Here is a 24,739-nt window from a genome sequence, read left to right on the forward strand (position 1 = left end):
GACACCGGAACGCCCATAGCGGCTGAGGGGACTTGTTGTGGGATCCGCCCTGCGGAAATCAGTGGTCAAGGCAATAGCGGTCGGTGTCGTGGCGGTGTTGACGGTGTCGACCGGCCAGGCGTTCGCGGCGGCGCCCGACAAGTCCGAGTGGACGTTGCGGGAGTTGCAGCGGGAGAAGTCGGTGCCGACTTCCCCCGTCCAGCCGGACCGGCCGGCGGACGCCCCGGCTCCGGCCGTGGTGGCGAGCCCTGGTCGGTCGGACCGCCCGGCGCCCGCGAAGAGCGAGGTCGACTTCGCCGGCAAGGGCGGCACGGCGCGGGAGGTGGCTGCCCGCGCGCTCGGCAAGCCGATCCCCGCGGCCGGGACGCCGGTCGCGGTCGGTCTCGCCGGCGAAGCCGCGGCGTCCGCGCGGCGGTCGCGCGCGGGCAAGGTCCGGGTGGAGGTGCACGGCGAGAAGACGTCGCCCGGTGCGGTGGTGTTCAGCCTCTCCGACGCCGGTGGCGCCCGGGAGAAGCCGCTGGAGGTGACGTTCGACTACGCGTCGCTGACGGGGGCCGGCGGTGACCTCGGGTCGAGGTTGAAGCTGGTGTCGCTGCCCGCGTGCGCGCTGAGCACGCCGGAGAAGTCCGAGTGCCAGGTGGCGACGCCGGTGGAGGACGCCCGGAACGACACCGGGTCGAAGGTGCTGTCCGGCCGGACGACGATGAGCTCGTCCGAGCCGGTGGTGCTCGCGGCGGCGGCTTCGACGGGCAGCGCGTTGGGCACGTACTCGGCGACGTCGTTGGCCCCGGCGGGGTCGTGGAGCGCCGGCGGGTCGTCGGGCGACTTCACCTACGGCTACCCGATGCGGGTGCCGCCCGCGATCGGTGGCGCCGCGCCGTCGGTGTCGCTGGGGTACTCGGCGCAGAGCCTCGACGGCCGGACGTCGGCGACGAACAACCAGGCGTCGTGGGCGGGTGACGGCTGGGACATCTCGCCGGGCGGGTTCATCGAGCGGCAGTACAAGCCGTGCGGGCTGGACCTCGGCGGCAGCAACGGTCAGACCAAGACCGGTGACCAGTGCTGGGCCACCGACAACGCCACGATCAGCCTCGCCGGCGTGTCCGGCAAGCTGATCAACATCCCCGGCACGAACACCTACCGCGCCCAGAACGACGACGGCGCACGGGTCGAGCGGCTGACCGGAGCGGTCAACGGCGACAACGACGGTGAGCACTGGAAGGTCACCACGACCGACGGCACCCAGTACTTCCTCGGCCTGAACCGGCTCCCGGGCTGGACCGCCGGCAAGCCGGAGACCCGGTCGGCGTGGACGGTCCCGGTCTACGGCAACAACGCGGGCGAGCCGTGCGCGGGGTCGACGTTCGACACGTCGTGGTGCCACCAGGGGTACCGGTGGAACCTCGACTACTCGGTGGACGCGCGCGGCAACGTGATCACCTACTACTACAACCGCGAGCTGAACCACTACGGCCGCAACGCCGACGCGGCCAAGGGCACCGAGTACGTGCGCGGCGGCTGGTTGGACCGCGTGGAGTACGGCCTGCGGTCGGACGCGGTGTTCGCGCAGCCCGCGGCGAAGATCGTCTTCGAGACCGCCGAGCGGTGCGTGCCGGGCGGCGCGGTGACGTGCGCCCCGTCGCAGCTCACCGCGTCCACCGCCGGTTCGTGGCCGGACGTGCCGTTCGACCAGATCTGCAACGCGGGCGAGCAGTGCACGCACCGGCTCACCCCGACGTACTTCACCCGCAAGAAGCTGACCAAGGTGACGACCCACGTCGCCAACGGGACGTCGTCTTTCCAGGCGGTGGACTCGTGGTCGCTGGCGCACGAGTTCATGGCGACGGGTGACGGTCTCGCGCCGTCGCTGAACCTCAAGTCCGTCACCCACACCGGACTCGTCGGCGGCTCGATCACCCTGCCCTCGACCACTTTCGGCTATGAGGCGAAGGGGAACCGGGTCGACACGAGCGTCGACCACAGGCCGCTGACCCGCCACCGGTTGACGGTGATCACCAACGAGGCGGGCGGCCGGACCGGGATCACCTACAGCGGCGCGGACTGCGTGCCCGGCACCCGGATGCCGTGGGTCCCGGAGTCGAACGCGCTGCGGTGCTTCCCGACGTGGTGGACGCCGGACGGCGCCTTGGAGCCCCGGTTCGAGTGGTTCCACAAGTACGTCGTGGTGTCGGTGATCGACACCGACGTGACGGGCGCGTCCGCGCGGATCCCCACGACCTACGAGTACGTCGGTGACGCCGCGTGGCACTTCGACGAGGCCGATTTCGCGGACCCGGAGCGCCGGACGTGGTCGCAGTGGCGTGGTTACGGCACCGTGCGGGTGAAGAAGGGCGACCCGGCGGCCGGTCCGCAGACCGTGACGGAAACGGTCTACGGGCGCGGCATGGACGGCGACAAACTCCCGTCCGGCACCCGTGAGGCGTGGATCCACACCAGCGAGGGCGAGCCCGTCCGCGACGTCGACCGCTTGCGCGGGTACGTACGGGAGACGCGGCAGTACGACAACGGCGTCCTGGTGTCGGCGTCGGTGCGCGACCCGTACCTGCCCGACACGCCGACCGCGACCGACTCCCACGGCAACAAGGCGTTCGTCAACGGCGATGCCGCCGTGCGGGGCCGGACGCTCCTGGAGAACGGCACGTGGCGGCGCACCAAGGTCGAGAAGACGTTCAACGCCGAAGGCGCGGTGGAGCGGGTCGAGGACCACGGCGACGTGGACGTGACCGGCGACGAGACCTGCACGCGCACCACGTACGCGCGCAACGAGACCGCGTGGATCCTGACCGCGGCGTCGCAGGTGGAGACCGTGATCGGCACCTGCGCCGTCACGGCGTCGGCCACCACGATCCAGTCGCTCGCGCGCTCGTACTACGACGGCCAGGCGCACGGCGTGGCGCCGACGAAGGGCCTGATCACCAAGGCCGAGGTGCTGGACAAGTGGGACGCCGCCGGTCAGACCTGGGTGACCGCGTCCACGGCCACGTACGACGGCTACGGCCGCCCGCTGGAGGTCGTCGACGCACGCGGTGAGAAGACCACCACCGGCTACACCCCCGGCACGGGGCCGCTGACGCAGATCACCAGCACCAACCCGCTCGGGCACGTGTCCCACGAGTACCTGAACCCCGCGTGGGGCACGTCCATCGCTTCGGTGGACGCGAACGGCCGGCGTGCCGACCTGGCCCACGACGCGCTGGGACGACTGGTCCGGGCGTGGCTCCCGGGCCACGACAAGGCGTCGGCGAGCGCGGACGCGCAGTTCGAGTACCACTACAACACCGGCAAGCCGGTCGTCGTGGTGTCCAAGCAGCTCCAGGACAACGGCACCTACCTGGCCGGGTACACGCTGTACGACGGCTTGTTCCGGCAGCGCCAGTCCCAGGTCCCCGCTCCGGGGCCGGACGGCGGTCGCCAGATCTCGGACACCTACTACGACTCGCGCGGCCTGCCGCACAAGGCCAACGGCGTCTACTGGAACAGCGGCGCCGCCAACGGCGAGTTGACCGGCGCGTACGACTGGGAGGTGCCGGGCCAGACGATCACCGAGTACGACGGGATGGAGCGCCCCACGGCGGCCGTCTTCAAGAAGCTCGGGGTCGAGCAGTGGCGCACCACCACGTCCTACGGCGGCGACCGGGTGCACGTCACGCCCCCGAAGGGCGACACGGCCACCACGGTCGTCACCGACGCGCAGGGCCGCACGCTGGAGAAGCGGCAGTACACCAACGGTCTCGGCAGTTCGTTCGACAGCACGCGCTACGCCTACGACCACGCCGGTCTGCTGAAGTCGGTCACCGACCCGGCGGGCAACCAGTGGCGCTACACGTACGACCTGCGTGGCCGCGTGGTGGCCGTGGACGACCCGGACGCCGGGCGCTCGACCACCACCTACACCGCGGCCGGGCAGGTGCTCTCGACGACCGACGCCGAGGGCAGGACCATCGCCAACGCCTACGACAAGCTCGGACGACTGGTCGGCAGGTACCTGGGCTCCACGGCCGGGACCAAGCTCGCCGAGTGGGAGTACGACACCGTCGCCACCTCGAACGGCCTGGGCATGCTCAAGGCGTCCCGGCGCTTCGACGGCGACGCGACGTACTTGCAGTACGTCACGGGTTACGACGCCGCCGGTCGGCCCACCGGGCAGAAGGTCGTCATCCCGTCGGCGAAGGAAGGCGTGCTAGGGGCGACCTACGAGCTGAAGCAGACCTACACGTACACCGGGAAGCCGGACGTCACCACGTACTCGGCGGTCAACTCGGGCGGTCGCCAGATCGTCGCGGGCGAGTCGATCGGCACCAAGTACAACGCGTTCGGGCAGGCCGAGAAGCTGATCGGCCAGAGCGTCTACGTCGGCGCGACCGCGTACTCCAGCTTCGGCGAGGTCCTGCGGGTCCTCAACGGCAGCGCCGACCACGGCGTGGAGAAGAACGTCGCGGTCACCCACACCTACGAGATGGGCAGCCGTCGTCTCGCGGGCACCGTCGTCGAGCGGGAGACCGCGACCGACATCGAGCTGTCCGACCGCGCGTACAGCTACGACCCCGCCGGGAACGTCCTGAAGGTCGCCGACACCCCGCAGGGCCGGGCGGCGGACACCCAGTGCTTCGCCTACGACCACCTGCGCCGGATGACCGAGGCGTGGACGCCGTCGTCGGGTGACTGCGGCGCTACCAAGTCGGCCACCGCGCTCGGCGGGCCCGCGCCGTACTGGCAGTCGTGGGCGTTCGACAAGACCGGCAACCGGCTGACCGAGACCCAGCACACCGCGGCCGGTGACACGGTTCGGGAGACCAAGTACCCGCCGGTGGGCGCGGCCCAGCCGCACACGGCGCAGTCGGTCACCACCAAGGGGCCCAACGGGACGGCGCTGGACACGTTCGCCTACGACCTGACGGGGCGGACCACGTCCCGGAAGATCGGCGGCAACGAGCAGAAGCTGGAGTACGACGCCGAGGGCAGGGTCGTCCGGATCACCAACCCGGACGGCAAGGAGTCGAAGTACCTCTACGACGCCGACGGCAACCGCTTGATCAGCCGTGAGCCGTCCGCGACGACGCTGTACGTGTTCGGTCAGGAGATCCGGCTGGACACCGGGACGACCACCCCGTCGTGGACCAGGCACTACGCCCACAACGGCCAGGTCGTCGCGGTGCGCAACAGCGTGACCGGCCTGAAGTGGCTGGCGGGTGACCACCAGGGCACCAGCCAGCACGCGGTCACCAAGGACACGCTGCAAGCCGTCCAGCGCCGCCAGACCCCTTACGGGGCTTCGCGCGGCACGGTGCCGGCGTGGCCGGACAAGCTCGGGTTCGTCGGCGGGCGCAACGACGAGTCGGGCCTGACGCAGGTCGGCGCGCGCTTGTACGACAACGCCTCGGGCAGGTTCCTCTCGGCCGACCCGATCATCGACAACAACGACCCGCAGCAGCTCAACGGGTACGCGTACGCCAACAACAGCCCGGTGACGTTCAGCGACCCGACGGGCCTGCTGCGCGACTGCGGCCCCGACGGCGTGTTCTGCGGCTACGACCCGCGGCTCCACCAGAACGAGGAGCAGTACAAGAAGGAGAAGAAGGCCCACCAGGACCACAGGCGCAACGCCCAGCAGCAGCAGGCCGAGGTCGACGCCGCCGTCAAGACCGCGATGGCGAACGAGGGGATCAGCCGGGAGGACTACGAGCGCGCCTTGGCCGATGCCCACAAGACCAAGTGGGACGTGATCAAGGAAGTCGCCTGGGAGGTCCTCAAGGACATCTCCGGGTGGAACGACATCGTCGACTGCTTCACCAAGGGCGACATCTGGGGCTGCGCGGGGGTGATCACCGGACTGGTCCCGTGGGGCAAGGTCGGCAAGATCCTGGAGGCCGGCTACAACGCGGTCAAGGCCGTCAGCCGCCTGTCCGGGATCGTCGACAAGGCCAGGGGCGTGCTGCGCCGGGTGCAGTCGATCACCGAGTCGGCCGGCCGGGCTGTCATGGAGAGGTTCCAGAAGGTCCGGTCGAGTGGTTCGTCGTGCAAGTTGCACAGCTTCGTCGGCGGAACACTGGTGCTGATGGCGGACGGTTCGACCAAACCGATCGCCGAGGTCGACATCGGGGACGAGGTCAAGGCGACCGACCCGTCGACCGGCGAGACGACGGACCGCGAAGTCGTCGGCACCATCGTCCACGACGACGAAGGTGACATGACGCGCTTGACGGTCGCGTCGGAGGACGGCTCGACCGGCACCGTGGACGCGACGTCCTGGCACCCGGTGTGGGTCGACGCCGAAGGCCGTTTCGTCAAGATCGGTGACCTGGAGGAGGGCCAGCGGCTCACGTCGGTCGACGGCACGTCACCCGTCGTGTCGGCGGTCGACCGCTACACCCGCTTCGAACCGGTCTACGACCTGACCGTCGACGGCGTCCACACGTACTACGTGGTGGCGGCAGTCACGCCGGTGCTCGTCCACAACTGCGGCAATGCGGCCACTCACGATGTCGAGAACCTTGTCGAAAATCTTGATGACGATGTGTACTTCCATTACACGAGTGCGGAAGGGCACAGCGGTATCCTGGCTGACGACGGCAGTCTCAGGATCGGTGCCAACTCGGCCGGAAAGGTTCATGTGACGCAGGAAATCGGTAGCCCCGTGGAAATTGAACGGAATGTCATGATCGGCAACCCGTTGTTCGCCGGGAAGGCTGACTATCTGCTCGCGTTCCGAATGCCTCAAGGTGTCGAGCTCGGTCCGGGGTCACAGCCGAACGAGCTTATTGCGCGAGGCTCGTTGAGGATCCCGGCTGGTAATGTTCTCTTTCACGGAAGGAACCCCTTCTGATGTCAGAACTGGTCGAGTTCGATGACTTCGCCCAGGTGGAAGCGTTGCTCCGCGCCGGCATGGAACTCAAGTTCGAGTACTCCGACGACACGGAGGTGCTCAACGGGAGCCCCATCTACGCGTCGGCGCTGAACCACCTCCGCGAAGGGTTGATATCCGGACTGCGTTCGACCTCAACGCCGGGACAGGCGGAGAAGCAGGCTGCCTGGTATCAACTGTCGCATCACCGGCAGCGCTGGGCGGTCGTCGCACGAAGGGCTGTCTTGCACCCGCGTTGGCGAGAACTGGATGAGGTCGAGCTGCGTCAATGGATCGAAACGCTGGCAGCGCCACTCGCGGTGGACGATGACGTGCTGGAAGCCATCAAGGCGGCGGCCGAAGAAGTGCTTGGTCGGGACTGACGCGGAGTCCTTCGCCTCGTGCGCTTGTCGAGCACGAAGGTTCGATCGGGTGGCAACCGCCTCGACCTGACGAGGTGGACCTGGATCGCGGGTCGGGATGTCGTTCCCGACCCGCGATCGTCCTGGACGGTGGCCACGCTTTCCCGGGTCAGCGCTCGATCACCACTGGCGGTCTTCGAGGGCGGACGTGATGTCTCGGAGGACGGCCAGGTAGTCGGAGTCCTCGAAGATGGAGAGCGACTGGATCGCGCGGTCCAGGTGTTCGGCTGCCAGGGTCTTGCCCTGCTTCAGGACCGGCTCGGAGCCCAGGAGCGCCACCAGGTCTTCCTGCTCCGTGGCGGTGACGGCGCCGGACGAGAAGTAGCGCTGCAGGAGTTCGCGCTCGCCGTCGGTGCCCTGCTCGTTCGCGATGACGACCGGCAGGGAGGCGCGGCACGAGCGGACGTCGCTGAGCGGGTCCTTGCCGGCGGTGTCGAGGGTCCCCACGTACGCCAGGACGTCGTCCTGCATCTGGAACGCCATCCCCAGGTTCTCGCCGAACGTGCGCAGCTGCGCGCGTTGCACGGGACTGGCGCCGGACAGCACCGCCCCGAGTTCCGTGCACAGCCTGATGTACGACGCCGACTTCAGGTAGATGACCCGCCGGTAGGTGTTCCAGGTCAGGTCGGCCGTCCTGGTGGCTTCGGCCTCGCAGGCCTGGCCCAGGCACAGCTCGTGGCCGACCTCGGCGATCGCCTTCACGGCTTCCACGGTCGCGTACGGGTCCGTGTTGGACTCCGTGACGGCGCGGAAGAGGGCGAAGAACAGCGCGTCGCCGGCCAGGATCGCGGTGTCGGTGCCGTAGCGGTGCCACACGGACGGTCGACCGCGGCGGATCTCGTCGCGGTCGATGATGTCGTCGTGGACCAGGCTCGCGGTGTGGCCGACTTCCAGCCCTACCGCGACGTTGAGGACTTCGCGGGGATCACGCCCGCAGAGGGCGACGGACGCCGCGAAAAGGGTGGGGCGAACGAGCTTCCCGGCCGGGAAGCAGGCGTAGCGCATCGTCTCGACCAGCAGATCTCCCCCTTCCGAGGGGAGCGTCCGCAGAAACGAGTCCAGAGCATCGGTTACGTTCGTAGCCAGCTCTAAATATGCGGTGTTGGCGATGGTCTTCATCATGCCTCCTCCTGGCCTTGACCAAATCTCAACGGTGACCTTGTGGTCATCTAATTCACCACGCCGCGCAGTGGCCGTAGTTCGACGTTCACGCGACCCGCGACCGAGCCAAGAGGCGCGTAGCTGTGACGGAAGTGCATCTTTCCCACCGGCAGGATTCGGGCCTGCGAGAGCAGCGTCCGGTAGACCATCTTCACCTGGTGACCGGCCAGCAGGCCGCCCACGCAGGCATGGGCGCCGAGGCCGAAAGGCGAGAAGATCCCCGGCCTGGAACGGTGCTCGGACCGGTCGGGCGAGAACCGGTCCGGGTCGAACGCCGCCGGTTCCGTCCACGATTCCGGGTGACGCGCCGGTGGTCCGAGCAAGGCGAAGACCAGCGTTCCGGCGGGAATCTCGTGACCGCCGAGTTCGGTGTCGACGAGGTTGCGCCGCATCACGTGGGAACTCACCGGGAAGAGCCGCATGGTCTCGTTCCAGACGCGTTCGGTCTTCTCCATGCGGCCGAGGGTCTGGACGCTCGGCTCGTGCCCGGAGGCTTCCACCGCCTCCTCGCGGAGTTGTTCCTGCCAGTCGGGGTGGTGCGAGAGGAGGTGCGCCATGCTGCTCATCGACAGGGTGTTCGTGTCGAAGGCGGCGAGCATCGTCGAGATGAACGTCCGCGCGAGCGCCTCGTCGTCGGTCCACTCGATCTCGCCCCTGGCCCGGCAGAAGCGGCTGAACAGGTCGGTGCCCCCGGGCGTGCGGTTCTCGGCGATCCGCGCCGTCAGCGAACGCAGCAGACCGCGGTACGACTTGAGCATCCGGTGGCGGACCGCGCCGAGCGGGAGGCCCACCGCGGGCGTGAAGCTGGCCAGCCAGACGTCGCGGATCGTGCGGTCGAGCCGCTCGGCCTCACGCGGGTCTTCCACGCCCATGAAGATGAGCGCGGAAATGCGCACCAGCAGCCTCCGGATGGCGGCCTTGGCCTCGATCCGGCCGCGTCCCACCCAGGTGGCGACCTCTTCCTCCACCAGCTTCTGGCAACTCCGCGCATACGATTCGAGCGCGTCCGGGCCGAACGCCGGCGACAGGAGGCGGCGCACGTCGCGGTGCGGCACCTGGTCGAGGGTGAGGATCCCGTCCCAGCCCTTGATGGTGTCGTCCATGCCGGAGAGGTAGTAGCCCCAGGCCACTCCGGACGACCACACCTTGTCCCTGTTCCGGCCGACGAGGGAGACCGCGGCCGGGTCGGCGACGCACACGATCGGATCGACCCCGAACATGTGCCGGTAGACCGGTCCGAAGCGCTCGACCTGCTCCCGGAGGTGGTCGTCGCCGCGACGCACCCAGCCGGCCAGGTTGCGGTACCCCGCGAGCGCCCCGGACTTGCCCGGCAGGTGGTCGAGCCGGTTGGTCAGCGGTATTCGGGCGATCCGCCGGATCGGCGCGCCGACGTCCGGGAGGGTCGCACTGACCGGGTCGCTCTTCATCGTTACCTTCCTCGCCGGCGGAGGCATTGGGCTCCCGCCGACCGTGAAATGTGGAGTGGGTTCAGCTCACGCGGCGCGGGCGAAGGTGAAGACACGGTTCTTGGCCAGGAAGGAGAGCGCCGGGAGAGAGGTGATGGCGGTCAAGGCGAACAGCGCGATCAGCGCCGTGGCGCCGGCCGCCTGCGGCATGTCCCGGAAGCCGTACGACACCACCAGACCGAGGGCGGTGAGCACGAAGTTCCGGTAGACGAAGAAGCTCTTCATCTTCCGCATGAAGTACTCCGCGTCACGCCACCGGGACATGAACATCCCGGTCTCGACGAGGTTCAGCAGCACGCCGGGGAGCACGAAGGCGAACGCGAGGTCGCCGACGACCAGCCACGCGGCGAGCGCCGCGATGATCAGCGAGGTGACGAAGGGGACGCGCGACGCGTAGGTCTTGCCGAACCGGACGACCAGCGTCCGCTTGTTGCCGGCCTTGTCCTCGTCGTAGTCCAGCATCTCCTGGATGTGCAGGCTGCCGAACCAGATCGTGCCGAGGATGAGCGATTCGACCAGCACGGTCTCGCTGACGAAGCCGAGCAGGTTCCAGTTCGCGGCGTCGGCGGGCGAGGGCGACGCGCCGAGCCTCAGCGCGAGGTACGCGGAGCACACCAGGATCGGGCCGAACGAGATGAAGTTCGAGAACTCGCCGAGCCCGATGTACGACAGCTTCAGCTTCGAGTTGTACCCGAACATGAAGAACATGCCGGCCGCGACGCACAACAGGAACCGCCACCCTACGAAGTGGATGATCCCGCCGAGGACGACCACGTAGACCGCCAGCAACGTGTAGAAGAAGCGCCAGACCTGCGGCACGGTGAGCAACCGGCCGGTCAGGACTCCGCTGCCACCGGAGAACAGGGTGGGCGGCTGGGCGACTTCCGAATAGACGTCCTGGCGGTAGTTCGAGTAGTCCTTCAGCTCGTCCCACACCTCCATGACGGCGTGTTGGATGAACGCGGCGCCGACGACGAGTGACGCCAGCCCGACGTGGGAGTAACCCTCGGACCACGCCTGGAGAATGCCGACCATCACCGCGAGCGTGCTGGCGATCGTCCAGTGCGGTCGGACCAGCCTGAAGTACGCCATCGGCTGCTTAAAGCCCGCCATCGGACGACACCCCTCCGGACTGGTTCTTCTGCGCGACGATGAAGATCTCGGTCGGCTCTTCGGACACGTCGATCACGGCCGCGTCCTCGGCGGCGAGGAGTTGAGTGATCTCGTGGGCGATCTGCTTGGGGCGCTCGGCGTCGATCGTGCCGGTTTCGTAGGAGAACATTCCCTGAACGGCCCTGGGCTCGCCGCGGTCGCCCATGTGGATGTACCCGTTCGAAACGGAGTAGATCAGGATTCCCCCGGCTTTGACGAGGGCCACGGACTTCCGCACGCACGACTGGAGGTCGATCGACGTGCTGTTGAGCGTCCGCAAGGAGAAGAAGAGGTCGTACTCGGCGGACTCGGGCTTCCAGTCCTCGAACGAGCCGACGAAGCTGCGGACGTTCGGGTAGGCGCTGAGCTGCTTGGCGACCTGCCGGATCGCCTCGGAGCTGATGTCCAGCAGGTCGATGTGCAGGTTCCGGTTCTCGAAGAGCTGGCGCACTTCGCGACCGTCGTTGACGCCCACGCCCAGCACGGTCGCCTCCGGCGCGAGTGACGACGCGAACGGCGCGATCTTCTTGTACCAGGTGTCCTGGTAGAGCGCCCTCAGGTCGTTGACCTGGTCCCACTGGCCGTACTTCTGGTTGTACGCGTACTGCAAGGAGAGGAAGGCGTCCTCGACGAACTGGTCGAAATCGACGTCGATGCGGTGGCTGCGCCACACCTCGTGGAGTCGGAGGGCCGATGCGGCTTTGTCGGCGGTCACCTGCACGCCGGTGTCATAGCGGCGGGAGAAATGCGTCTGGAACAGCAGTTCAATGCTGTCTTCACGATGTTCGAGTGATGCTAAATCGTGGTTGTGCGCGCTGGCGTCTTCGTCTTGCTCCACCGGTGTAGCTCCTTGGGGGTATCGAGTCTCACGTGGCAGCATAGGTACTCGCCTGTGTGCCCGGCGTGCGAACGTGAACATTGTTAACGCGACGTTGAACGGATATCCGAAGTGACTTGACGGGCGGGTCGAAAATTATCTCCGAAAGCGGGACACCCTGTGGTACCATCCTGCGCCTTTGGCTACCGGCGGGTCGTATGTGCAGGCTGGATGCGTGCGATCGCAATGCGTGACGGTGTGCATCGGCTATCGTTCGTGCGACAAGGTCGCACGAGAATGCGGAGGGGCAGTGATCCGGACTGAATTCGGGCCGTTAGAGCTGTTCGGTGTGCCGGCGCCGACGATGTTCACCATTGTTTCGGGAGTCGGCACGCTGTTCTGGGTCGCCGCGTACGTGCTCATCATCAGGAAGGGGTTCCAGGACCGCAGTTTCGGGATGCCGATCGCGGCGCTGTGCGCGAACATCTCCTGTGAGGCTATTTTCTCTTTCGTCTACCCGGCCGAAGGACTGCTCCGGCTGTCGAACTACACGTGGTTCGCGGTGGACCTGGCGATCCTGTACCAGATCCTGAAGTTCGCGCCGGTCGAATTCCCCCACCGCAGTCGGGTGGCGATCTGGGCGCAGGTCGCGGTCGGGATCGTGGTGGCGGGCTGGTGCCAGATCGCGTTCATCCGGGAGTTCAACGACTACGGCGGCGCCTACGTGATCTACGGCGTCAACCTGCTGATGTCCTCGGTGTTCATCGCGATGGTGCAGCAGCGGCGGTCCGCCCGCGGCCAGTCGATGGGCATCGCGGTCTCGAAGATGGTCGGCACGGGGCTGTTCTCCGTCACGCTGTTCCTCTTCTCGCGCGACGACTTCGCGAGGGGCGGGCTGCTGACGTTCCTCTACGTGGCCTGCTTCGCGCTGGACCTCATGTACTGCGTCATCCTGCGTCGCTACATCGTCGCCGGTCGGACCGGGCGAGAGAGCCACGCGGTGGAGGAGAGCGACAAGGTGTTGGCTTCCTGACCGTCGATCTCCGGGGCCGGCGCGACGTCGAGGGCCGGCCCCGGAGACGGTCCTGGGCGACGCCGGTCCGGCGCTACCCCTCCGGAACGACCACCTAGCCGCTGCCGAGGCAGACGAACGGGCGCCGCAACGGGTCCGCGGCGATGGCGTCGGCCAGCGCCACGGCCGGTCGGGCCCCGGCGGCCAGGCTGCGGTGGTAGTCGTCCATCGCGGCGGCGCAGGCCTGGTCGCCCACCCGGCTCAGCGGGGCCACCACCATCTGCGAGCCGCTGGCCAACAGCGCGCTGGCGAACCCCAGGGGCTCGTCGCCGGGGCGGATCCGGTTGAGGGCCAGTTCGCAGGCGGCCAGCACGACCTGGCGCGGCGGGTTGACCAGGCCGGTGATCTCGTGCGCGTAGAGCGGTCCGTCGCTGAGGTCCAGCCGGGAGAACAGGGCGTTCTCGGGCTCGTGGACGCCGTGCGCGGCCAGGTGGGCGATCTCCGCGCCGTCCAGCGCCTCCAGCACGGAGGCCACCGTCGCGTCGTCGCCGGACATCAGCGCGGCGGTGCTGTAGTGCGCGCCCAGCTTGTCGATCTCACCGACCGCGGCGGGCAGCCCGGGACCGCGGACCAGCACGGTGGGACCGACCGGACGGCCTTCGGCGCGGTTCGCGGCCAGCCAGGCGGTGGCGGACGGCGCGACGACCGTCGGACGTGCGCGCAGCGTCGGCAACACGCCCCACGGCACCGCGTACAGCGCGCCGGTCGGCACGATCACCAGGTCGCGGTCGCCGATCAGCTCCGCCAGCGGCTGGACCAGTTGCGCGTCGAGCCGGTCCGCCTGCTTGCGGGCGGACGCCGACATCACCCGCACCAGCGGTTCCGGCAGGTGGTCCGGGGCCAGGGCGTTGAGGTCCGCGTTCAGCATCCGGGCGCTCTCCGCCGCCACTTCGGCCGAGCCGAGCCGGGCCAGCCGGACGGTGGAGTCCACCACGACCACCGCGACCAGGGCGTCCTCGGACGACGCGAAGCTGACCAGGGCGCGCTCGCCCAGCTGCTTCACCACCTCGGCCGGCCCGGCGACCGGACGCGGCTTGCCCCACCGGCCGCTGTGCCAGCCGAGCCGGTTCGCCTCACGCAGGCGTTCGGCGTGGCGGGCGCGCAGGCCGGCGGTGGAGTGGCCGTCGTGCTCGGCCTGGTGGATCGACTGGGTGAGGCTGCGGACCTCGGCGATCCGCTCGGCCAGCTCCGGGTTGTCGACCCTGGTCAGCGGTTCGTAGCGGTACGTCTGCGCCCGGGTCCGCTCCAGCCAGGTGAACAGCCTGCGGGCGTTGCCGCCGGCCAGGACCAGGTGCACGGCCAACTCGGTCAGCTCACGGCCGTGCAGCGCGGTCCCGGACAGCAGCTCCAGGCCGCCCATGCGGTCGCGCACGTGGTCGAGGTCCGTCAGCCCGGCCCTGATCTCGGTCAGCGCGGTCACCCGGTCACCACGGGCGACGGCGAGTTCGGCGCGGCAGAGGCGGCGCAGCAGCCGGTGGTCGATCGGTGTCAGCTTCCCGGGCCGGGGGACCAGGTCGAGGATCCGGGCGGCGGCGTCGACGTCACCACGCCGGATCCGCAGGCGGACCGCCAGCATCCGCGCCGACGCGGCCTGCTCGGCCAGCCGGGGCACGGGCAGTTCGTCGGCGAAGGCCAAGGCCCGCTTGGGCAGGGACTGGGGGACGCGTCCCGACCGCAACGCCACCACGGTGTCGATGCGGAGACCGACCAGCGTCGCGTTGGCGACGCACGTGTCGCAGCCCCACCGCCGCATCCGCTGCCGAGCCGACGACGCCATGCTGCGGGCCAGGTCGAGGTCGCCGGTCATGTACGCGGCCACCGCCCGGTACAGCTCCACGTTGCCGAAGTTGCGGGTGATGCTGTGCTCGGCGCGCAGGGCGTCGAGCACGCTGTCGAGTTGCGTGCCCGCTTCGTCCGCCAGCCCGGCGGCCATCAGGGCCTGCGCCCGGTCCAGACCGAGCATGACCGGCACGTCGAGGGCGTGCTCGCGGTACGAGCGCTCGGTGTTCTCGTAGCGCCGCAGCGCGGACGGGACGTCGCCGACCCTCAGGTCCAGGATGCCGAGGCTGTTGTTCGCGTCGGCCGCCCGGTCGAGCAACCCGTGCTCGCTCGCCAGCGCCGCTGCCCTGGTCAAGTCCTGCCGCGCTCGGCCCACCGACCCGAGGCGGGTGTGGGCCGTCCCCCGGCTCCACAGGGTCTTCACGATCGGCTCGACCAGCGACGGCCCCGGTTCGCCCGCCGCCAGCCGGTGCTCCTCGTGTTCGAGCGCGGCGTCGAGGACGACGACGGCGTCCTCGATCAGACCTGTGTTGAGGAGCAGCAGGCCGCGGTTGTGCTCGACGCTCCCGAGCAGTTCCGCCTTCACGACGGGATCGGCCACGTCCTCGACCAGCCGGCGCACCTCCGCGAGCCCTTCCAGGGCCGCGGTGGGACCTGCCGACTCCGCCAGCAACGTGGACAGCGTCGAAGACAGCCGGATCCGCGTCACGAGCCACTCGGCGCGGGTGTCCGGGTCGGTGGGGTCGATCGAGTCGGCCAGGCTCCGCCCGCGGCGCAGCAACCGCAACGCTTCGTGATGCCGTCCGGAGCACGACGCGTCCACACCGGTGCGGTGCAGCTCACGTGCTTCGCGGATGACAACGGCTTCGTCGCGGGAAGCGGGCACAGGCACTCGTCTATGACAGCACAGAACGCACCCGTCGAAAGCCCGCCGACCGGGAGGGAACCCGGTCGGCGGGCATGATCACGTTTGACAGCTCAGACCGTCACCTTCTGCACGCAGCCACCGCCCGTGCACATCGGCTCCAGGTCGCCGTCGTCGTGGGTGTGGTCGGGCTTGGGCTCCCGGCCGGGCAGCTGTTCCTGCTCGCCCAGATCGGACTCCGGCACGACCGGCAACGGGGTGGCGTCCATTGGGACGTCGTCACCCGGGTATTCGGTCTTGGTGGTGTTAGACATAGCGATCTCCTCCCCTGATGATCGTTTAGCCCGTACTGCCAACCCAGTCGGATGCGCTGGGTCATGCTCGGCGGACCCCTCGTACCGCACGAACAGAGCAATGGTGGCACAACGGCGTAACCATGGGGGAGCGAATTCGCACATCGGGTAGCAGCAGGTCGCTGTCCTGCTGAAACGGCCGAACGTTCACCCTTCCGAGTATTGGACGACTACTCGCTGGGATAACCGGCAGTAGCCGGCCCGTGCCGTGGCGTGCTCAGGTCGGAGACGGGCCGGCGGGTTCCGCGCGAAATGATCTATGTCGGCTGGGAATCCGGAGGTGGGAAAGCGGAAATCGTCAGGTCGTCGGGGTGGCTGCCGTAGTGGGGACGATTGTCGTGGTCGGGACCGGGCCGGTGGTCGGGACCGAATCGGTGGTCGTCGGCGCGGTCACCTGAGGCGTGGTGGTCGCTTCGGGCACGCTCGGGATGACGATCGTGAAGGGCGGGAGGCCGGGGATCTCCCGGCAACCGTTCTCGTCGTGCTCGATCCGCGGGCGTGGGTACTGGTTGTCCTTGCGGTACTCGGAGTCGCCGCAGCCGTACCACGGGGTGTCGAGCGGACGGCCGTCCTCGTAGTACAGGTGCACGTCCGTCAGCGGCTTGCCGTCCTTGTCGAACACGTAGATGTTGCTCGGCACCGGAGCCGGGGTCTGCGTGGCGTAGGAGACCGGGGCGGCGGGCCGGTAGTGGAGCCAGGGCGTGACCGAGCCGAAGACGAGCAGCAGCCCGCCGATGGCGAAGCCGGTCGCGGGCAGGCTGATCCACAGCCACCGCCGGTCGGTCCTGGCCTTGGGCCCGGCGAGCAGCGACAGGGCGGCGAGCACCATCATCACCAGGGCGATGGGCGACACCAGGCGGAACGCCAGCACGCCCGCCGCCGCGATGAGCAGCGCACGACCCACCCACCACACGGGTTGCAAGGTGCGGAGGGACACGAGGAACCGTTGCGAGTCGGACCGCTCGGCGCGCTGGAGCGCTTCGTTCAGCGCCACGGTCTCCGGCAGCCTGGCGACGTCCGCCAGGAGGCCGCTCTGCCGGAACACCAGCAGAGTGGCCGCGGCCGAGCACAGGCCGATGAGCGCGGTCAGTTCCTCGCCGTCGCCCCCGGTGGCGGCGAAGGAGAACGCCATGACGGTGCCGGCGACGAGGCTCCACAGCGCGAACCGCGCCATGAGCGTCGAGCGGGCGCCGGCGGCCCCGGCGGGGGTGGGGGAGGGGTAGCCGGCGGCGGTGCGCAGCTCCTGCGCGTACGCCTGCGGCGTGCCCAGCCGGTCGGTCAGCGCGGCGAGGCTGAACTCGTCGCCCATCTCGTCCGCGACCTCGACCACGTGCGCGCCGGCGTCGTCCACGATCTCGGCCACCTCGGTGGCGGGCAGGTCGGACAGAGCTTCGCGCATCGCGTCCAGGTAGTGCTGGACCTCGGTGTTCGCCTGCGTGTTCATGCACCCTCCCCCAACAGGTCGTCCAGCGTCTGCGCGAACGACTTCCAGGTCTTGCCCGAATCGAGCAGCCGCGCGCGGCCGGGCTCGTTGAGGCTGTAGTACTTGCGGTGCGGGCCCTCTTCGCTGGGGACGACGTACGACGTGAGCAGGCCGGCGTTGTACAGCCGGCGAAGGGTCCCGTAGACCGACGCGTCGCCGACGCCGTCGAGACCGCCTTGCCTCAGCCTGCGCAGCACGTCGTAGCCGTACCCGTCCTCCTTGCGCAGCACTGCGAGGACGGCGAGGTCCAGCACCCCCTTGAGCAGTTGACTGGTGTCCATGCGGTTCTCCCCGGTGGTGTGCGATGGATGGTACTACGTAATGCGGAGTACCGTGCACGAAGGGGTAGCGCGACGACGACCGGGCGCGGGGTCGCCGCACCCGGTCACCGGGACGTCAGCGGTTGAACGCCGCGATGGCGGGCAGTGCCCGGCCGGACCAGTCGAACAGGGCCTGGTTGTCCCAGCCGCTGCCGGTCGACGGGTCGTACGGGTCCCAGTTGTTGCCGGGCACGGCGTACCAGGTCGGTTCCCAGTACACGGCGCCGAGCCCACGACCACCGGGCACGGCCTGCACGACGGTCAGGACGTCGCGGAAGTTCGCCGACTGGCCCTCGGACGTGGCCGGGTAGCCCGGCACCAGCCGTGACGCGTCGCTGAACGCGTTCCCCTCGTAGTCCGCGTCCGCCATGGTGAACGGGTACGCGGTCTCCACGACCAGGACGTCCTTGTCGTACCGGGACGCAGCCTCGAACATCGTCCGCTGCAACTCGCCCAGCGTCCCGTGCCAGTAGCCGTAGTACGACAGGCCGATGACGTCGAACGGCACGCCGCGCGCGACGGCCGAGTCGTACCACCACCGGACGGCCCCGGTGTCGGTGCCCTTGGCCACGTGCAGGACGACCCTGGTCGACGACGACACGGCCTTGACCGCGCTGACACCGCTCTTGAGCAGCGTGGCGAACCGGTCCCAGTCGTCCGTGGAACCGTCCGGCCACAGCATCCCGCCGTTGATCTCGTTGCCGACCTGCACCACGTCCGCCGTCGTGCCCTGCGCCTTGAGTGCGTTGAGCACGTCGTACGTGTGGTCGTGGACGGCCTGCGAGAGGCGTTGGAAGCTGTAGGACGCCCACGCCGCCGGCTTGTCCTGCCGACCGGGGTCGGCCCACGTGTCGGAGTAGTGGAAGTCGACCATCAGCTGGAGGCCCTGCGCCTTGACCTTCCTGGCCATCGCCAGGACCTTCGCCTTGTCGTTGTAGCCGTCCGCCGGGTTCACCCACACCTTCAGTCGGACCAGGTTCATCCCGTTGGCCTTCAGGATCTGCAAGGCCTCCTGCTGCTGCCCGGACGCCGTGCGGTACACGGCGTCCAGGTCCTCGGCCTTCTTCAACGTCGACACGTCACCGCCGCGGATCGGCAGGGACGTCTGCCCGGGGTCGAACCGGACGTCGTCGAAGTTGGCCCAGTTGCCCGCGCGCGCGTTGGAGGACAGCACGACCGTGCACCGGCCGCCGGTCACGTTCGCGGTCACCGCGAGCTGGATCCACAGCTCGCCCGCGCTCACGGGCACGTGCGTGCGCTGCTCGGCGCCGCCGCACCCGCGCAGCGCCACGGAGGACTGGACCTGCCCGCCGCCGGAGCGGACCCAGACCCGTGCGGTGAACCGGCCGTTCGCCAGGCCGGTGAGCGTCTGCGTGGTCTCGACCTGGTACGCCGACGACGACCAGTGGGACAGCCGGTAGCCGCCGGACCGGCCACCCGGTTCGGTGAACGACGCGGCCTGCGTGCCGTTCGGTGACGACGTCGTCCAGCCGGACGTGCCGGACTCGAAACCGCCGTTGGCGATGCTGGACGCGGCCGAAGCCGCCGGTGCGCCCGCGGCGGCGACGGCGAGGACCGCCGCCGCCGCGTACCACCGGGCGAGGAGTTTCTTCCGACCTGGCACTTCGTCCTCCTCGTTGAGAACGCGCTGGGGATGGGGAACCCGCTCAGGACCTGAGCACGGCCGTGCCGCCCGGGGGGACGCACAGCTCGGACTCGCAACGCAGCCCGGTGAGCAGCTCGGTGCCCGACGCGGCGAGGCGCACCTCGGCGTCGGTGTGGTTGAGCACGAACAGGTAGTCGGCGTGGGCCCCGCACCGGCGGACCACCTCCACGTCACGCGGCACGTCGTCGCGGACCTCCACGCCCGCCCGCGAGCAGACCTCCCGCAGCACGTGGTCGAGCGCCGCGCCGCGCAGCCGGGTGGACACGTACCAGGCGTCGCCCGCGCCGAACCGGTGCCGGGTGACCGCCGGGCCGCCCGCCGCCGGACCGTCCGCGTAGGAGTGCACGCTCTCGGCTCCGGTGAGCCGGATGTGCTCCGCCCACACGTCACCGCGCAGGCCGCCGTCGAGCCCGACCTCCTGGCCCTCGCGCAGCGGCAGGAACTCCTCGACCTCCAGGCCGAGCACGTCGCGCAGCGCGCCGGGGTGGCCGCCGGGGTGGACGGCGTCGTTGGCGTCGACGATGCCGGAGAAGTACGAGACGACGAGCGTGCCGCCACCGGCCACGTAGTCGTGCAGCACCTTCGCCGCCGCCGTGGTCGTCAGGTACAGCGAGGGCACGACGACGAGCCGGTACCCGCTCAGGTCGGCTTGCGGCGCGACGAAGTCCACGGTCAGCTTGGCGTCCCACAGCTGCTCGTAGAACGCGCCCACGCGCTCCCGGTAGGACAGGTCGACGGACGGCCGCCAGTCCAGCTCCAGCGCCCACCACGACTCCCAGTCCCACAGCACCGCGACGTCGGCCCGCACCAGGCTGCCGCGCACCTCCTCCAACGCGGCCAGGTCCGCGCCGAGCCGCACGACCTCGTGCCACGACCTGCTGCGCGTGCCCGAGTGGGGGACCATCGCCGAGTGGAACTTCTCCGCGCCGAAGCGGGAGGCCCGCCACTGGAAGAACATCACCGCGTCCGCGCCGCGCGCCACGTGGGTGAGGCTGTTGCGGCCCATCTCGCCCGGCCGCTTGGCGATGTTGCGCGGCTGCCAGTTCACCGCGCCGGTGGAGTGCTCCATGAGCATCCACGGCTGCCCGCCCGCCACCGCGCGGGTCAGGTCCGCCGACATGGCCAGGTCGATGTGGTTCCGGTCGGCCTCGGCGGTCAGGTAGTGGTCGTTGGCCACCACGTCGACCTCGCGGCCCCAGCGCCAGTAGTCGATCGACTTGCAGTTGGTCGTCATGAAGTTCGTGGTCACGGGCACGGTGGAGTGGGCGCGCAGGATGTCGCGCTCGGCGGTGTAGCAGGCCAGCAGCTCGTCCGAGCAGAACCGGGCGAAGTCCAGCTCGTGCGCCGGGTTGCCGGTCGTGCCGGACACGCGGGGCGGCTCGATCTCGGTCCACTCGCCGTAGTGCTGGCCCCAGAAGCTGGTGCCCCAGGCTTCGTTGAGCGCGTCGAGCGAGCCGTGCCGGGCGCGCAGCCAGCGCCGGAACGCGGCGGCCGACTCGGGGCAGTAGCACGCGCCGACCGGTGCGCCGTACTCGTTGTGCACGTGCCACAGCGCCACCGCCGGGTGCTCGCCGTAGCGCGCGCCGAGCTGCCGGGTGATGCTCGCGGCGGCCTGGCGGTAGGCGGGCGCGCTCGGGCAGAACGTCGCACGTGAGCCGCGTTCCAGCTCGGTGCCGTCACGGGTGACCGGCCGGATGCCGGGGTGCGCGCGGTAGAGCCACGCGGGCGGCACCACGGTCGGGGTGGCCAGGTTGACCGCGATCCCGGCGCCGTGCAGCAGGTCGAGCAGCCGGTCCAGCCAGCCGAAGTCGAACTCGCCGGGCCTCGGCTCAAGCCGCGCCCACGCGTGGATGGCGACGCTGACCAGGTTCACCCCGGCCTGCCGCATCAGCTCGACGTCCTCGACCCACACCTCCTCCGGCCACTGCTCGGGGTTGTAGTCCCCGCCGTAGACGAGTCCGTCCACGCCTACCGGCATCCGCGGCGGGAAGGGGTCCGCCACGGCCTGCCCCTCGGACTGGCGAGGCACCACGAACGTCATGAACACTCCTGCGGCTGTGAACGTGCACGGTCTGACAGCAGATTACTTGCCAGATGAAAGCCCGTGTCAAGTAGTTGACAGGGCGGACAGTGGTGCAACTACTGTGCACGTTCACAGCGCGGTTCTCGCTGGCAGTGGCGTCAGCGACGCGGAACCCCCGGAGACCCCATGCGACTCGACATCGCGAAGAAGGCCGTGGCAGTCGGCCTCGGCCTCGTCCTGCTCGCCGGTTGCGGCGGAGGTGGCGAGCAGGAAACCGAAGGACCGGTCGAACTGACCTTCTGGGCCTGGGCGCCCGACATCGACAAGGTGGTGGACAAGTGGAACGCCGACCACCCGGACGTCAAGGTCGTGGTGAGCAAGCAGGCCCAGGGCGACGACCTGGTCACCAAGCTCATGACCAGCGCCAAGGGCGGTAACCCGCCCGACCTCGCGCAGGTCGAGTTCCAGGCGTTGCCGACCCTGGTCAGCAACGACGTGCTGGCCGACATCTCGGAGTGGGCGGGTTCGGCGAAGGACCAGTTCGCGCCCGGCATCTGGGACCAGGTGACCCTCGGCGGCGCCGGTGTCTACGCCGTGCCCCAGGACTCCGGCCCGATGATGTTCTACTACCGCGCCGACCTGTTCGAGCAGTACGGCCTGAAGGTGCCGACGACGTGGGACGAGTACGCGCAGACCGCCCGTGACCTGCGGGCCAAGGCGCCGGACAAGTTCCTCGGCACGTTCTCGGCCAACGACCCGGGCTGGTTCGCCGGGCTCGTCCAGCAGGCCGGCGGCTCGTGGTGGTCCGTGGACGGCGACGCGTGGAAGGTGTCCGTCGACGACGCCGCGAGCAAGAAGGTGGCCCGGTACTGGAGCGGCCTGGTCGCGGAGGGCGCGGTCGACAAGGCCCCGATGTACACGCCGGAGTGGAACAAGGCGCTCAACGACGGCACCCAGGTCGGCTGGCTGAGCGCGGTGTGGGCACCGGGCGTGCTGAAGGGCAACGCGGAGGGGACGGCGGGCAAGTGGGCGATGGCCCCGATGCCGCAGTGGGACGCCGCCGAGCCGCGCACCGGCAACTGGGGCGGCTCGACCACGGCGGTGACCGCGGCCTCGAAGAAGCAGAAGGCGGCGACCGAGTTCGCCGTCTGGCTCAACACCGATCCCGCTGCCGTCGAGGCGCTGGTGACCGTGAGCGGGATCTACCCGGCGGCCACGTCGGCGCAGGAGGCGCAGGCCGAGCCGCCCGCCTTCTTCCCGAACCAGCCGGACTTCTACACGCAGGCCGCGAAGATCGCCGCGACGTCCTCCGGGTTCACCTGGGGACCGAACGTCAACGTCACCTACACGGCGTACAAGAACGCCATGGGCGAGGCGATCAGCGCCGGCGCGGACCTGGTGCCCGCGTTGACGAAGATGCAGGCCGCGACCGTGGACGACATGAAGGCCAACGGCTTCACCGTCGGCGGCTGAGGAGAGCACCCGTGACGACTCGTGTGTCCGGGCGGGGTGGTGCGGCGCCGAAGGTGGCGCCGTACGCCTTCGTCGCCCCGGCGGTGGTCTTGTTCCTGCTGGTGTTCGCGCTGCCGATCGCCTACACGGTGTACCTGAGCCTGTTCCGGACCGAGGTCAAGGGCCTCGGGCTGGGCAAGGGCAGCCGGTCCGAGGTGTTCGTCGGCCTGGACAACTACTGGCGCGCGCTCACCGACTCCGAACTCGGCGCGGGCACGTTGCGGGTGTTCGGCTACGGCGCGATCCTCGTGCCGACGATGCTCGGGCTGGCGCTGGTGTTCGCGCTGCTGCTGGACGAGGAGCGGGTCCGCGCCCGCGGGTTCAGCCGGATCGCGATCTTCCTGCCGTACGCGGTCCCGGGCGTCATCGCGTCGCTGCTGTGGGGGTTCCTGTACCTGCCGGGGACGAGCCCGTTCAACCAGGCGCTGCGCGAGCTGTCGCTGTCCGAGGTGGACTTGCTGTCGCCGACCGGGATCTACTTCGCGCTGGCCAACATCGCGGTGTGGGGCGGCGTCGGCTACAACATGGTGGTCCTCTACACCGCGTTGCGTTCGATCCCGCGCGACCTCTACGAGGCGGCCCGGATCGACGGGTGCACGCCGTGGCAGATCGCGCTGCGGATCAAGATCCCGTTGCTGGCGCCGGCGCTGGTGCTGACGTCGTTGTTCTCGATCATCGCGACGCTCCAGGTGTTCGCCGAGCCGACCACGCTGGCGCCGTTGACCAATTCGCTCTCGCTCACCTGGACCCCGCTGATGAAGGTCTACCAGGACGCGTTCGGTCGCGGTGACCTCTACTCCGCCGCCGCGACGTCCGTGCTGATCGCGCTGGTGATGTTCGTGATCTCGTTCGGGTTGCTGCGGCTCACCCGGTCGCGGGCGTTCGGGGGTGAGCGGTGAGCGCCGTGCTGGACCGCGTCGTGACGCCGACGCCTCCCGCCCGCAGGCGTTCGGTGGTGTCCGCGCTGGGCGCGTTGCCGACGGTCGTGCTGCTGCTCGGTGCGGTGTACTGCCTGTTCCCGGTGGCGTGGGTGCTGATCGCGGCGACCAAGAGCACCGGCGAGCTGTTCTCCACGACGACGTTGTCGGTCGGCTCGTCGCTGGTGGCGAACCTCGGCGAGCTGGCCGGGTACCGGGACGGGATGTTCTGGCGGTGGATGGCGAACTCCGCGCTGTACGCGGGCGTGGGCGCGCTGCTGTCGGCCGCGTTGTCCGGGGTCACCGGGTACGCGCTGGCCAAGTACGCGTTCCGGGGGCGGACGCTGATCTTCAACGCGCTGATCGCCGGTGTGCTGGTGCCGGCCGTGGTGCTGGCCATCCCGCAGTACCTGCTGATGTCGAAGATCGGGCTGTCCGACACGTACATCTCGGTGCTGCTGCCGAGCGTCGTCAGCCCGTACGGGATCTACCTGGCCCGCATCTACGCCGCCGCGTCGGTGCCGGAGGACGTGATCGAGGCGGCCCGGACCGACGGCGCGAGCGAGCTGCGCATCCTGGGGTCCATCGCGTTGCCGATGATGGTCCCCGGGCTGGTCACCGTGTTCCTGTTCCAGTTCGTGTCGATCTGGAACAACTTCATGCTGCCGTACATCATGCTGGCCGACGACGGGAAGTTCCCGGTCACCCTGGGCCTCTACACGATGCTCAAGCAGGGCAACAGCATGCCCGCCCTGTACACCCTGGTCGTGACCGGATCTCTCGTGTCGGTGCTGCCCTTGATCGCCCTGTTCCTCACCTTGCAGCGATACTGGCGCATCGACCTGCTCTCCGGAGCGGTGAAAGCATGA

General features: G+C 69.3%; 16 protein-coding genes. 6 read left to right on the forward strand and 10 right to left on the reverse strand.

All coding sequences use genetic code 11. From position 1 onward, the window contains the following. Nucleotides 1-88: 88 nt before the first annotated feature. Together ACRAKI_RS05340 and ACRAKI_RS05345 are read left to right on the forward strand one after the other, a co-directional pair. Entirely contained in the window at nt 89-6,844 is a 6,756-nt protein-coding gene (locus ACRAKI_RS05340; protein ID WP_447005926.1) for an RHS repeat-associated core domain-containing protein, read from the forward strand. Continuing rightward, nucleotides 6,844-7,245 (forward strand): hypothetical protein, encoded by a 402-nt coding sequence (locus ACRAKI_RS05345; protein WP_447005927.1) that lies wholly within the window; start codon nt 6,844-6,846, stop codon nt 7,243-7,245. The genes ACRAKI_RS05340 and ACRAKI_RS05345 overlap by 1 nt, the downstream gene beginning before the upstream one ends. Before the next feature lie 159 nt (nt 7,246-7,404). On the opposite strand, the gene ACRAKI_RS05350 is transcribed toward ACRAKI_RS05345, so the two are convergent. The 4 genes from ACRAKI_RS05350 to ACRAKI_RS05365 form a co-directional block, all read right to left on the reverse strand. Next, on the reverse strand, nt 7,405-8,406 hold the full coding sequence (locus ACRAKI_RS05350; protein ID WP_447005928.1) for a polyprenyl synthetase family protein: 1,002 nt from the start codon (nt 8,404-8,406) through the stop codon (nt 7,405-7,407). 47 nt (nt 8,407-8,453) lie between these two features. Next, nucleotides 8,454-9,872, reverse strand: coding sequence for a cytochrome P450 (locus tag ACRAKI_RS05355; RefSeq protein WP_447005929.1), 1,419 nt, complete (start codon nt 9,870-9,872; stop codon nt 8,454-8,456). Between the two features lie 66 nt (nt 9,873-9,938). After that, nucleotides 9,939-11,024, reverse strand: a complete 1,086-nt coding sequence (locus ACRAKI_RS05360; protein WP_447005930.1) for a prenyltransferase — start codon at nt 11,022-11,024, stop codon at nt 9,939-9,941. After that, a complete protein-coding gene (locus ACRAKI_RS05365; RefSeq protein WP_447005931.1) occupies nt 11,011-11,901 on the reverse strand; it encodes a methyltransferase domain-containing protein in 891 nt (296 codons plus the stop codon). Before ACRAKI_RS05365 ends, ACRAKI_RS05360 begins: the two co-directional genes overlap by 14 nt. 289 nt (nt 11,902-12,190) lie before the next feature. Between ACRAKI_RS05365 and ACRAKI_RS05370 the strand changes: the two genes are divergently transcribed. Continuing rightward, on the forward strand, nt 12,191-12,913 hold the full coding sequence (locus ACRAKI_RS05370) for a transmembrane-type terpene cyclase (protein ID WP_447005932.1): 723 nt from the start codon (nt 12,191-12,193) through the stop codon (nt 12,911-12,913). Nucleotides 12,914-13,007: 94 nt separating this feature from the next. Here the strand turns inward: ACRAKI_RS05370 and ACRAKI_RS05375 are convergent, their stop codons facing one another. The 6 genes from ACRAKI_RS05375 to ACRAKI_RS05400 form a co-directional block, all read right to left on the reverse strand. After that, a complete protein-coding gene (locus ACRAKI_RS05375) occupies nt 13,008-15,617 on the reverse strand; it encodes a CHAT domain-containing protein (protein ID WP_447005933.1) in 2,610 nt (869 codons plus the stop codon). A gap of 92 nt (nt 15,618-15,709) precedes the next feature. After that, nucleotides 15,710-15,910 carry a hypothetical protein gene (locus ACRAKI_RS05380; protein WP_447005934.1) on the reverse strand — a complete coding sequence of 67 codons (201 nt, stop codon included), beginning with the start codon at nt 15,908-15,910 and terminating at the stop codon, nt 15,710-15,712. Nucleotides 15,911-16,247: 337 nt separating this feature from the next. Then, on the reverse strand, nt 16,248-17,393 hold the full coding sequence (locus tag ACRAKI_RS05385) for an HAAS signaling domain-containing protein (RefSeq protein ID WP_447005935.1): 1,146 nt from the start codon (nt 17,391-17,393) through the stop codon (nt 16,248-16,250). After that, nucleotides 17,390-17,713, reverse strand: coding sequence for a PadR family transcriptional regulator (locus ACRAKI_RS05390; protein WP_447005936.1), 324 nt, complete (start codon nt 17,711-17,713; stop codon nt 17,390-17,392). The genes ACRAKI_RS05385 and ACRAKI_RS05390 overlap by 4 nt, the downstream gene beginning before the upstream one ends. Nucleotides 17,714-17,828: 115 nt before the next feature. Beyond that, entirely contained in the window at nt 17,829-19,376 is a 1,548-nt protein-coding gene (locus tag ACRAKI_RS05395) for a glycoside hydrolase family 53 protein (protein ID WP_447005937.1), read from the reverse strand. A gap of 43 nt (nt 19,377-19,419) precedes the next feature. Then, the gene (locus tag ACRAKI_RS05400; RefSeq protein ID WP_447005938.1) at nt 19,420-21,459 is read right to left on the reverse strand and encodes a beta-galactosidase; all 2,040 of its coding nucleotides are present in this window, start codon (nt 21,457-21,459) and stop codon (nt 19,420-19,422) included. Nucleotides 21,460-21,627: 168 nt separating this feature from the next. Here ACRAKI_RS05400 and ACRAKI_RS05405 point away from each other — a divergent pair, with 168 nt between their 5' ends. Genes ACRAKI_RS05405 through ACRAKI_RS05415 form a run of 3 tightly spaced genes read left to right on the forward strand, consistent with a single transcriptional unit; the run spans nt 21,628 to nt 24,739 of the window. Next, nucleotides 21,628-22,914, forward strand: a complete 1,287-nt coding sequence (locus tag ACRAKI_RS05405) for an ABC transporter substrate-binding protein (protein WP_447005939.1) — start codon at nt 21,628-21,630, stop codon at nt 22,912-22,914. Between the two features lie 11 nt (nt 22,915-22,925). Next, on the forward strand, nt 22,926-23,852 hold the full coding sequence (locus ACRAKI_RS05410; RefSeq protein WP_447005940.1) for a carbohydrate ABC transporter permease: 927 nt from the start codon (nt 22,926-22,928) through the stop codon (nt 23,850-23,852). Continuing rightward, complete coding sequence (locus tag ACRAKI_RS05415) at nt 23,849-24,739, forward strand: carbohydrate ABC transporter permease (RefSeq protein WP_447005941.1); 891 nt, start codon at nt 23,849-23,851, stop codon at nt 24,737-24,739. The genes ACRAKI_RS05410 and ACRAKI_RS05415 overlap by 4 nt, the downstream gene beginning before the upstream one ends.

Source organism: Saccharothrix isguenensis (assembly GCF_052936305.1).